This window comes from Microcystis sp. LE19-195.1E (genome assembly GCF_027532095.1).
In the GTDB taxonomy this organism is placed as follows: domain Bacteria; phylum Cyanobacteriota; class Cyanobacteriia; order Cyanobacteriales; family Microcystaceae; genus Microcystis; species Microcystis aeruginosa.
Map to the genome: position 1 here is coordinate 1 of NZ_JAPZSZ010000110.1, position 10,603 is coordinate 10,603.

The following is a 10,603-nucleotide window of genomic DNA, read 5'->3' on the forward strand; positions in this document are numbered from 1 at the left end:
TGTCAGTCTGTAGAGCGACCTGATGACCAGAACAGAGTAAATCTGTTAAGGCAGGTGCGAAAAATCCTTCGGGACAGAAGCAGAAACCCAAATCGTGAGGTTTGGGAATCGCCGTCCGTTTTACGGCGGCGAGGATGTCAACAATGTCACCTCGATCACCTAAACTAAATAGATAGTCAATTTTCGCTTTTGCCACGTGGAACTATCCCACTCTCTCCTATTTTCGATCGGTTTAGTCGCCTGTTACCTAGCTGTTCTGATTCTGATCGCTGAAAAATTAAAAAGTCTTTTCAGTACCGATGGCGAAATTACCCGCAAAGTTGTCCACATTGGCACGGGAAACGTCATCCTTTTTGCCTGGTGGTTAAATATCCCCGCTTGGGTGGGAATAATCGCGGCGATCCTAGCGGCAATTATTGCTATCCTATCCTATTTTTTCCCCATTTTACCCAGTCTTAATAGTGTCGGTCGCCGCAGTTGGGGAACTTTTTTTTATGCTGTTAGTATCGGTGTTCTCGTGGCTTATTTTTGGCCAATTTCTCACCCCGAATATGCGGCAATGGGTATTTTAATTATGGCTTTGGGAGACGGATTAGCGGCCCTAGTCGGACAAAATTTCGGTCAACATCCCTACAAAATTTTCGGCAGTGGCAAAAGTCTGGAAGGTTCCCTGACTATGTTAGTAATCAGCTTTTTAGTCAGCTTGATTATTTTATCTTTTATTAATGGCATTAATCCGCCAATTATTTTAGTATCTTTATTGACAGCGATCGGAGCTACTATTCTAGAAACTTTCTCGAAACTGGGTATAGATAATCTCACTGTACCCGTTGGTAGCGCCGCCATTGCCTATTTTCTTACTCAAATTTTCATCTCAAGCTAGGCTATCCCAGCTTATTCACAAGGGCCGAATCTAAAACCTCATTGGTTAAGCTAAGTAGGGAGGCACAATTATTTGTTAGGATGGGTTAGTGGTAGCGTAACATGAGCGGGTGTTGGGTTTCATGCTTCAACCCAACCTACGTTCTATGTTAGCAATCAGCTTTTTAGTCAGCTGTACCGATAACTGATAACTGATAACTGATAACTGATAACTGAAATGACCTTTACTATCACTCAAAACCAAAATCAATATCTTACCTATTGTCTCAAGGATGAAGAGGCTGACGCTTATCTGGAAGTGGTTCCCGCTAGGGGAGGAATCATCACCCGTTGGCAAATTTGCGGAGAAGATATTTTATATCTGGACAGAGAAAGATTTAAAGATCCTAACCTCAGCGTCCGGGGAGGAGTCCCGATTTTATTCCCTATCTGCGGCAACTTACCCGATAATACCTATCAACACCAAGGCCGAAACTATAGCCTCAAACAACACGGATTTGCTCGTGATTTACCCTGGCAAGTGAGCAAACAAAGCACCGAAACCGCCGCTAGTTTAACCCTAGAATTAAACAGTAATCCGGTCACTCGTCAAGTCTATCCCTTTGATTTTCAATTAATCTTTACCTATCAACTGCAAGGAAACAGCCTCAAAATTCACCAAAAAGTTATTAATCTTTCCCCCGAAAGAATGCCCTTTTCCATCGGCTTCCATCCCTATTTTCAAGTCACCGATAAAACCCGATTATCCTTTGATATTCCCTCCTCCCAATACCTCGACCAACGCAGGAAAACCCTCCATTCCTACTCCGGCAACTTTGACTTTAATCTCGAAGAAATTGATGCCGCTTTTCCGCAAATTACTCGCCATCAAAGTAGTTTTAGTGATTCCTACCATCAACGTCAAATTATCCTCGGTTACGACGATCTCTATACAACTATAGTTTTTTGGACTCTGAAAGATAAAAATTATATCTGTCTCGAACCCTGGAGCGCCCCCCGCAACGCCCTCAACACAGGCGAACAATTGACCTACTTAGAACCCCAGAGTAGCCGCGAGGCGATCGTGGAAATGCGAGTCAATCAAATTTAAATTTCCCCTTGACTTAGCCTCGATAAGATGTTATATTGATGAATCGTGTGCAGAACACGAAACGGGTCGCTAGCTCAGCGGTAGAGCACTCGGCTTTTAACCGATTGGTCTTGGGTTCGAATCCCAGGCGACCCATAAAAACTTACTAATACAGAAAGATTGACTTGTCTTCCCCAGTCTATGGATTAGCCTTGCATACCAGCAGTCCCCAACTAGGACTGGCCCTCTCTAATTTCAGCGATGATAGCCGTCAACAAACTTGGGACTTGGACAGGGATTTATCGAACCTATTCCACCCCTATCTAAAACAGTTCCTGGCTCCGCAAAAATGGGCAGATTTAGCCTTTCTAGCCACCGCTAAGGGGCCGGGTAGCTTTACCAGTACCCGCATCGGTATAGTCACCGGGAGAACCCTAGCACAACAATTACAGCTACCGATTTTTACCGTCTCCAGTTTAGCGGCCTTGGCTTGGTCACAACGGGATTGTTACCCCCTCGATACCTATCTAGCCCTAGAAATGCCCGCAACTAGGGGACAATTGTATGTGGGCATCTATCGGGGTAATCGGGTTTATTTAGCTGATAGCCTGATGACTCCGGAACAATGGCAGCGGACTTTAGAAAACTTAACTATTTCCTATCAAAGATTAGCCACACCCAGTTGTTTAGGCATAAATGCCCCCGATATCCTCGATTTAGCCTATTTGGATTGGCAAACGGGAAAACGCCCCCATTGGTCGGAGGCGCTACCATTTTACGGGATGTGATTAGCAATTCCCTCTTTTTTTCAAACTATAGCCAGCTAATCCGAGGGTTACTAATCCTAAAACTGCGCTAGGTTCTGGGACAGGTTTGACGGAATAAATCGCCACATTACGACTCACTTCATTGGCAACAATTAACAGGGGAGTACCATTAGGACTATCGGCAGCGGGAATAAACAATAATCCTTCGGGAGAGATATCCCCTAATTGCCAATCGTTGATATAATTAGTGAACAAAGGATTACTAGGGTTGGTGATATCATAAACCATGAAACCGCCAGCCCTTTCTATTCCCACAAAACTATAGAGACGATTACCCACAGTTCCTACTGCTAAACCTTCCGGTTCCGGCCCGCGGTTATCGCTACGACTATCGAAGCTGCTAGGAGTACCATCGGAATTAAAAATACTAGCAGTTAGGGGAGTTGCCGAAAAACCCGCCAAAATTTGTTCAAAATCATCGCCACTATCGAAGACTTGGGACAGTCCAGTAGTTACATTCCAAATCGAAAAAGAACGACCACCGTAGGCAAAAAGTTGGCTATATTGACCTTGGGCGTTAAGTCCGTCGATGCTAGAAACATCTAAACGGCCGAGATTTTGGGTTAATTTCAAGTTGGCCGCATTAGGGAAAACATTGGGGTCTAAAGTTAGAGTAGAAACTCGTCGGGCCTCATCTCTAGTATCCCCTTCATTGGCAGTAATTAAATAGGTTTGTCCGGCGATGGTAACGGTGGCAATCGTATCCGGTTGATATAAGCCAAAAACCGGCCAATTATTAATTCTTACTGCTGGGGAATTAGCCGCTCCTCCAAATACTACCCCATCTCGATCGCTAGGATCCAAACCATTACCCGGTGCGTTAAAATTTTTGGCTCCTAGGGGTACAATACTGGTGACTTGAGCTTTAACAACATCGACTATCGCAATAGCATTATTTTCCTGTAGAGACACCCATGCAGTGGTTCCATCGTCGGAAACGGTGATGTATTCTGGTTCCACATCTTGGGAAACCGTTTGACCGGGAAAAATACGGACTCCCTGACTTCTTAAAGTGTTCTCTTGACCATTAAAACTGATAAAGGTAGCGGTGTTGACAGTGGGATTGAGAACACCAGCGCTTAAGTCAATAATACTAACGGAACCATCGGGATTGACACCATTAGCTGCTTCCCCTTCGTTAGCGACCAAAACCCGATTACCGTCAGGAGTAAAGGTTAACATATCCGGTAAAGTGCCCACAGTCACCTGACTCTGAAAGACACCATTAGTATTGAAAAATACCACACTGCCGTTATTGGTAATCGGACTAGCTTCCATGGCCAGGGCCACGATACCATTTTTGATGGCAACGCTATTAACCCCCGCACCGTAGGAGCTAAGATCGATCGAGGGTAAGGGAATTGGACTAGCGGGATTGCTGATATCAGCAATATCTAGACGATTATTGGGACCGGTCAGGAATAATCTGCGACTAGCGGGGTCATAAGCGGGAATTTCTGCCCCGAAGTTATTTGTACTATTGCCAAGACTGCTCAATCGGGTGATATTTAAAGCTGAGGCCGATTCGGTAACAATGTTGATACTGCCAGCAATTGACAGCAAGGTTAATAAAAATTTTCCATGGTGACGATAGATAGCATCAATCATATTTTTAGCTGAAAAACTGCAAAAAAAGGCTAAACAATCGCATTTTTTCAGACCCAAGTTAAAGGAAGATTAAACAAGAGGGAAATTAAGGATATCTTCAAAATTTGGCCAAGGACAGTAAAAGCGATCTAGGAAAAGAGGTTCCTCGATCGATTTTTAGTTGAACGGCTCATTTACCAGAGTGATAACATGGTTTAGTATAAGCTCGATCAATATGGAATCAAGACTCGTGTTATCTACTCTCCTAGCCGATTTCAAGATCATTTTTGAACGTGACCCCGCTGCCCGCAACTGGTTAGAGGTACTGTTTTGTTATCCTGGATTACAGGCTTTACTGTGCCATCGCTTCGCCCATTGGCTATATCAGATCGGGATTCCCTTTATTCCCCGTTTAATTTCCCATCTTGCCCGTTTTCTGACTGGTATCGAAATTCACCCCGGTGCCCAAATTGGTCAGGGTGTTTTTATCGACCATGGCATGGGAGTTGTCATCGGAGAAACGGCCATTGTCGGTGATTATGCCCTCATCTATCAGGGAGTTACTTTAGGAGGGACGGGGAAAGAAAGCGGTAAACGTCACCCGACTCTAGGGGAAAATGTGGTCGTCGGCGCTGGGGCCAAGGTTTTAGGTAATATTTATCTGGGTAATAACGTTCGCGTCGGTGCTGGTTCTGTGGTCCTGCGCGATATTCCTGCCGATTGTACCGTTGTTGGTGTACCCGGTCGTTTAATCTATCGCGCCGGGACGCGGGTGGAACCCCTCGAACACGGTGATTTACCCGACTCGGAAGCGGTGGCTATTCGCGCCTTGGTGGACCGCATCGAACAACTGGAAAAACAAGTGTACGAATTGCGGCTAGAACGGTCAAAAGAACCAGATTATCGGATTAATTGCCCAGTTTTAGCCCATTTAGAAGAAGAAGCGAGTCATGGCTGTTGCCCTGCGGCCGATCGAGATATGCGCGAGTTTCTCGAACGGGCGGTTTAACTCCGATAATCTTCTGATATGATAGAAGACTGGTTTTCTAAGTAAGTGGTTTTAATTAAATAGAAGATAGATTTTGCCTGCGATCCCCCCTTAATAAGGGGGGATCTGACAATTTTTAACACCTACCTACTTAGTAGCTGAAACCCATTTGTCAAAGCTATGATTGTTAAGGACTACTTGGCACCGTCCGATGGCTCAAACTGACTCAATCCGTATCCGTGGCGCCCGACAACACAATCTCAAAAATGTTGATCTCGAATTACCCCGCAATCAGTTGATTGTTTTTACGGGAGTTTCGGGATCGGGCAAATCTTCCCTCGCTTTCGACACTATTTTTGCGGAGGGACAGCGCCGCTATGTGGAGTCCCTCAGCGCCTACGCGCGCCAATTTTTGGGACAATTAGATAAACCCGATGTGGATGCGATCGAGGGTTTAAGTCCGGCTATTTCCATTGACCAAAAATCCACTTCCCACAATCCCCGTTCTAGTGTGGGAACTGTAACGGAAATTTACGATTACTTGCGTTTATTGTTCGGTCGTGCCGGTGAACCCCATTGTCCCCATTGCGATCGCAATATTGCCCCCCAAACCATCGATCAAATGTGCGATCGAGTGATGGAATTAGCCGAGAAAACCCGTTTTCAAATCTTAGCCCCGGTAATTCGCGGCAAAAAAGGCACTCATAAGCAATTAATCTCTAGTTTGGCCTCCCAAGGCTTTGCCCGGGTGCGGATTGACGGCAAGGTAGTAGAATTATCCGAGGGCATCGAGTTAGATAAAAAACATCTTCATGATATCGAAATTGTTATCGATCGCCTGATCAAAAAAGAGGGTTTACAGGAAAGATTAGTAGATTCTTTAACCACTTGTTTAAAGCATTCCGATGGTGTAGCGATTGTGGAAATTCTCGATGAGAATAACGAAGATAATCCCGAAGTTACCAAAGAAATTGTCTTTTCCGAGAAATTTGCCTGTCCCGAACACGGGGCAGTTATGGAGGAATTATCCCCCCGTTTATTCTCTTTTAATTCTCCCTATGGTGCTTGTCCCAACTGTCACGGATTGGGCAGTTTACGGAAATTTTCGGCAGATTTAGTCATTCCAGACCCGAAACAACCGGTATATTCTGCTATTGCCCCCTGGTCCGATAAGGATAACTCCTACTATCTTTCTCTCCTCTACGGTTTAGGGCAAGCTTTAGGTTTTGAAATTCAAACCCCTTGGCAGAAACTAACAAAAACCCAGCAAGATATCATTCTCTATGGGAGTAAAGAACCGATCTATTTTGAAGATGATTACCGTTATGATACTGGTCGCGGTTACTATCGAGAATTTGCGGGAGTTATCAATATCTTAGATAGGAATTATCAAGAAACCACCTCGGAAGTTATTAAACAAAGACTAGAGAAATATATTGTTAACCAAACCTGCGAAGTTTGTCACGGAAAAAGATTAAAACCGGAAGCTTTATCGGTACGTTTAGGACAATATACGATCACGGATTTTACCGGAGTTACCATTCGGGATTGTTTGCAGAGAATTAATGATTGTCATTTAACCCCAAGACAAGCATTAATTGGGGAATTAGCCCTCAAAGAAATCAAAGCGAGACTACAATTTTTAATCGATGTGGGATTAGATTATCTTACCCTCGATCGACCGGCGATGACTTTATCCGGGGGAGAATCCCAACGAATTCGATTAGCCACTCAAATCGGTTCGGGATTAACAGGAGTATTATACGTTCTCGATGAACCTAGCATCGGATTACACCAAAGAGATAATAGTAAACTGTTAGAAACCCTGCAAAGATTGCGAGATTTAGGTAATACTTTAATTGTCGTCGAACACGATGAAGAAACGATTCGGGCAGCCGATTATGTGGTCGATATCGGTCCGAAAGCGGGGATTCATGGCGGAGAAATCATCTGTCAAGGCAGTTTTAAAACCCTTTTAAAGTCCAAAAAATCGATAACAGGGGCCTACTTATCGGGACGCAAAGTTATTGAAACTCCTCCCCAAAGAAGGGAAGGGAATGGTAATGCTTTAGTCTTAAAAAATTGCCATCAAAATAACCTAAGAAATATTGATGTAACGATTCCTTTAGGAAAATTAGTCTCGATTACGGGAGTATCTGGTTCGGGCAAATCCACCTTAATTAATGAGTTATTATATCCGGCTTTACAACATCATTTAACCCGTTTAACTCCCTTCCCCAAAGAGTTAGATAAAGTAGAAGGATTGGACGCGGTTGATAAAGTAATTGTCATCGACCAATCACCGATAGGACGCACTCCTCGGTCAAATCCTGCCACCTATACGGGGGTTTTTGACATTATTCGCGAGATTTTCACCGAAACCATCGAAGCAAAAGCTAGAGGTTACAAAGCGGGGCAGTTTTCTTTTAATGTTAAGGGAGGACGCTGTGAAGCTTGCCTAGGCCAAGGGGTAAACGTCATCGAGATGAATTTTCTCCCCGATGTCTATGTGCAGTGTGATGTGTGTAAAGGGGCGCGTTATAATCGGGAAACCCTACAGGTTAAGTATAAAGGTTATTCGATCGCCGATGTCTTAGATATGACGATCGAGGAAGCATTAAAGGTCTTTGAAAATGTCCCCCGGGCCACCACCAGATTACAAACTCTCGTGGATGTGGGTTTAGGATACTGTAAACTCGGTCAAAGCGCCCCCACTTTATCCGGTGGAGAAGCGCAAAGGGTGAAATTAGCGGCCGAATTATCCCGACGGGCCACGGGAAAAACCCTATATTTGATCGATGAACCGACTACGGGATTATCTTTTTATGATGTGCATCATCTCTTAGATGTGTTACAAAGATTGGTCGATAAAGGTAATTCGATTATCGTCATCGAACATAATCTCGACGTGATTCGCTGTAGCGATTGGATTATTGATTTGGGACCGGAAGGAGGGGACAAGGGAGGAGAATTAATCGCGGTGGGAACACCGGAAACCGTGGCCAAATGTGAAAAATCCTACACTGGTCATTATCTTGCCCAAGCATTACTTCAATATCCCCCAAAAAAGCAGCATAATATTAGGGAAGAAGACAGAGATAATAAAGCCAATGATCAAGATTAGTATTTAACTCTTGTTCGCTCTTAATTTCCTGACCAGTTTTCCAAGAATAAATTTTAATATCTTGAAAGTAAGACCTTAACTGTCTTAATTGTTCTTTGGGGGTGGCGTAATAATTTTGCAGACGAAAATTATGGGGTTCATCCCGAATAATTGCATAGTCAGCAGTCAATAACTGTTCGTAGCTAAGAGAGGGATTACAGACCCGCAAAATCACCCAGAGGACTAAATTTACATAGCTACTAAAAGGATTGAAACTAATCTTTTTTTTCCAATCGAATTCTGGGATAATTCCCTGAAGATTATGACTAGAAAAGCAAAAATAACCACCCGCTTTACCGATGCGGCTAATTTCCTCTAAAACTAGAAAACGGTCAGCAGGGGAAATATAATCAATGCCATTAAAACTAAAGAGAATAAAATCAAAATAATTATCCGCAAATTGTTCTAGATTTCTAGCATCGGCCACTTGCCAGACTAAATGGGGGAATTTTTGACGACAAGCGGCGATCATTTCCGTAGAATAATCAACACCGATATATTCTCCCACAAGAGGGGCAAAATACTTCGTAGTCCGTCCCGCACCTACCCCTAAATCAAGCATTTTCATCGTCGATAAACGCTCTTGCAGCAGGGTTAAAATTGTCTTTTCTGCCGGCTGTAGTGCGGTTAATTGGGCATAATAACCGACAATACTAGGGTCTCTATAGGTTTGCTGATTTTTGTCCTTAATCATTCTTGAGCGCTCTTTCCTCATAATCTGGCTGTTTTTCTCTTACTAATAATTCACCTTCCCAACCGCCAATTACTTCTTCAAAAAAGCCTTCTTGCCATTGGCTAAATGTAGTTTTTTCTTCTTGTTCTTTTAGAGATATTGGCTGATCAACTAAGGTGACTTCTAAATCTGTGTTTTTAAGTTCATGCGGTAAAGATATTTGTAATGTTCCATCTTCTCCTGCACGGGTTTTAAAACTAATTGTTTTCATTGATTAACTCCTTTTGAAAACTTAAATTTCATGATTTAGCTTCTTTAATCACTCAATTGGGAAACCGGGTATAGCAGTATCGATTAACTTCATTAACTTCATGGTTTCGGCTAAGGTTACTACTATCATAAGGATAGTGTAATATGTCCTCGTCCGACAAGGTGCGTCCCTTGCGATCTTTTAACCATAAAGACATCTTCACCCCAAACAGGTTCGACATCGCAGAAATCACCATCCGATGAGAATGGTGATACATCCCACTCAAGACACCGTTACGCCGCTTTCTTCTCTTCGAGATCGAACTCACGATGTTGCATAACCACGAGAAACTTGATATATTGGCAGTTGATAAATATTATTGAAAATTTACTGGCGGCATAAATATGTTATCAACTGATGTCAGACAAAAATCGATGATTAAGAGAATTGAGCAAGTTGTTTCTATTTTAATGGAAGACCGTCCTTTCTTTAAAGAGGAGCTTAATTATTCAGAAATAGTGAAACATTTGGTTGAATTATTTGAAAAAAATTTACCTTTTGAGGAATTTAACACGATGTCAGAGGCAGAATTGAAAGAGCATTGTAGCTTTATTATGTCCACAGAAATCCTGTCAAAAATTGCCGGCGATTTTACTCCTGAACAAATGGCTATTTTCGATGAAGCAATTAAGCGTAAATAGGTAATTATGAGTTATTTGTTAGATACTAATATCGTCTCTTTGATCATTAAGCGTAATCTTGAAATTTATCAAAAAATTGAAGATGTCAAAGCTCAAAGAAAAAGTATCTTTATCAGTTGCATTACTTATTTTGAAATTAAGAGGGGATTTTTGGCAGTTGCTGCACCTAAACAAAGAGAAAGATTTAACCAACTTTGTCAGGATTATCAAATTATTTTATTAGATGATTTAGCTATTTTAGAAAAAGCATCCGAAATTAATGCTGATCTTAGATTAAGAGGATTACCCATACAAACAGAAGATATTTTAATTGCTGCTACTGCTATAGTTAAAAGTTTAATTGTTGTTTCTAATGACGGTGATTTATTGAGGGTTGAAGGATTAAGTTTAGAGAATTGGGTAGAGTTATAAATTAAACCCAATCTTTAATTCATCCGCCATATTTTAATAGCTTGAGTCAGTA

General features: G+C 42.5%; 10 protein-coding genes, 1 tRNA gene and 1 pseudogene. 8 read left to right on the top strand and 4 right to left on the bottom strand.

The window, feature by feature from the left end:
• Positions 1 to 196 (bottom strand): annotated as a pseudogene (locus tag O9300_RS06730) (hypothetical protein); the annotation flags it as partial.
• Here O9300_RS06730 and O9300_RS06735 point away from each other — a divergent pair.
• The 4 genes from O9300_RS06735 (at position 197) to tsaB (ending at position 2,739) form a co-directional block, all read left to right on the top strand.
• Positions 197 to 883, top strand: coding sequence for a diacylglycerol/polyprenol kinase family protein (locus O9300_RS06735; protein ID WP_079208865.1), 687 nt, complete (start codon positions 197 to 199; stop codon positions 881 to 883).
• Between the two features lie 216 nt (positions 884 to 1,099).
• Positions 1,100 to 1,972, top strand: coding sequence for an aldose epimerase family protein (locus O9300_RS06740; protein WP_287970801.1), 873 nt, complete (start codon positions 1,100 to 1,102; stop codon positions 1,970 to 1,972).
• A 63-nt stretch (positions 1,973 to 2,035) separates the two neighbouring features.
• Positions 2,036 to 2,107, top strand: a tRNA-Lys gene (locus O9300_RS06745).
• A gap of 29 nt (positions 2,108 to 2,136) precedes the next feature.
• The gene (tsaB, locus tag O9300_RS06750; protein ID WP_287970803.1) at positions 2,137 to 2,739 is read left to right on the top strand and encodes a tRNA (adenosine(37)-N6)-threonylcarbamoyltransferase complex dimerization subunit type 1 TsaB; all 603 of its coding nucleotides are present in this window, start codon (positions 2,137 to 2,139) and stop codon (positions 2,737 to 2,739) included.
• On the opposite strand, the gene O9300_RS06755 is transcribed toward tsaB, so the two are convergent.
• Positions 2,740 to 4,386 (bottom strand): choice-of-anchor I family protein, encoded by a 1,647-nt coding sequence (locus O9300_RS06755; protein WP_287970804.1) that lies wholly within the window; start codon positions 4,384 to 4,386, stop codon positions 2,740 to 2,742. It abuts the gene before it with no gap.
• 214 nt (positions 4,387 to 4,600) lie between these two features.
• Here O9300_RS06755 and cysE point away from each other — a divergent pair, with 214 nt between their 5' ends.
• Both cysE and uvrA read left to right on the top strand, forming a co-directional pair.
• Positions 4,601 to 5,374, top strand: coding sequence for a serine O-acetyltransferase (gene cysE, locus O9300_RS06760; protein WP_079208861.1), 774 nt, complete (start codon positions 4,601 to 4,603; stop codon positions 5,372 to 5,374).
• A 190-nt stretch (positions 5,375 to 5,564) separates the two neighbouring features.
• A complete protein-coding gene (gene uvrA, locus O9300_RS06765) occupies positions 5,565 to 8,477 on the top strand; it encodes an excinuclease ABC subunit UvrA (protein WP_287970807.1) in 2,913 nt (970 codons plus the stop codon).
• On the opposite strand, the gene O9300_RS06770 is transcribed toward uvrA, so the two are convergent.
• Both O9300_RS06770 and O9300_RS06775 read right to left on the bottom strand, forming a co-directional pair.
• Entirely contained in the window at positions 8,434 to 9,210 is a 777-nt protein-coding gene (locus O9300_RS06770) for a class I SAM-dependent methyltransferase (protein ID WP_287970809.1), read from the bottom strand. The genes uvrA and O9300_RS06770 overlap by 44 nt on opposite strands.
• Entirely contained in the window at positions 9,203 to 9,460 is a 258-nt protein-coding gene (locus O9300_RS06775; RefSeq protein WP_287970811.1) for a hypothetical protein, read from the bottom strand. The genes O9300_RS06770 and O9300_RS06775 overlap by 8 nt, the downstream gene beginning before the upstream one ends.
• A 383-nt stretch (positions 9,461 to 9,843) precedes the next feature.
• Here O9300_RS06775 and O9300_RS06780 point away from each other — a divergent pair, with 383 nt between their 5' ends.
• Together O9300_RS06780 and O9300_RS06785 are read left to right on the top strand one after the other, a co-directional pair.
• Positions 9,844 to 10,140 (top strand): hypothetical protein, encoded by a 297-nt coding sequence (locus O9300_RS06780; RefSeq protein ID WP_287970814.1) that lies wholly within the window; start codon positions 9,844 to 9,846, stop codon positions 10,138 to 10,140.
• A gap of 6 nt (positions 10,141 to 10,146) precedes the next feature.
• Positions 10,147 to 10,551: a type II toxin-antitoxin system VapC family toxin gene (locus tag O9300_RS06785; protein ID WP_287970816.1), complete on the top strand. Its 405-nt coding sequence runs from the start codon at positions 10,147 to 10,149 to the stop codon at positions 10,549 to 10,551.
• Positions 10,552 to 10,603 lie beyond the last annotated feature (52 nt).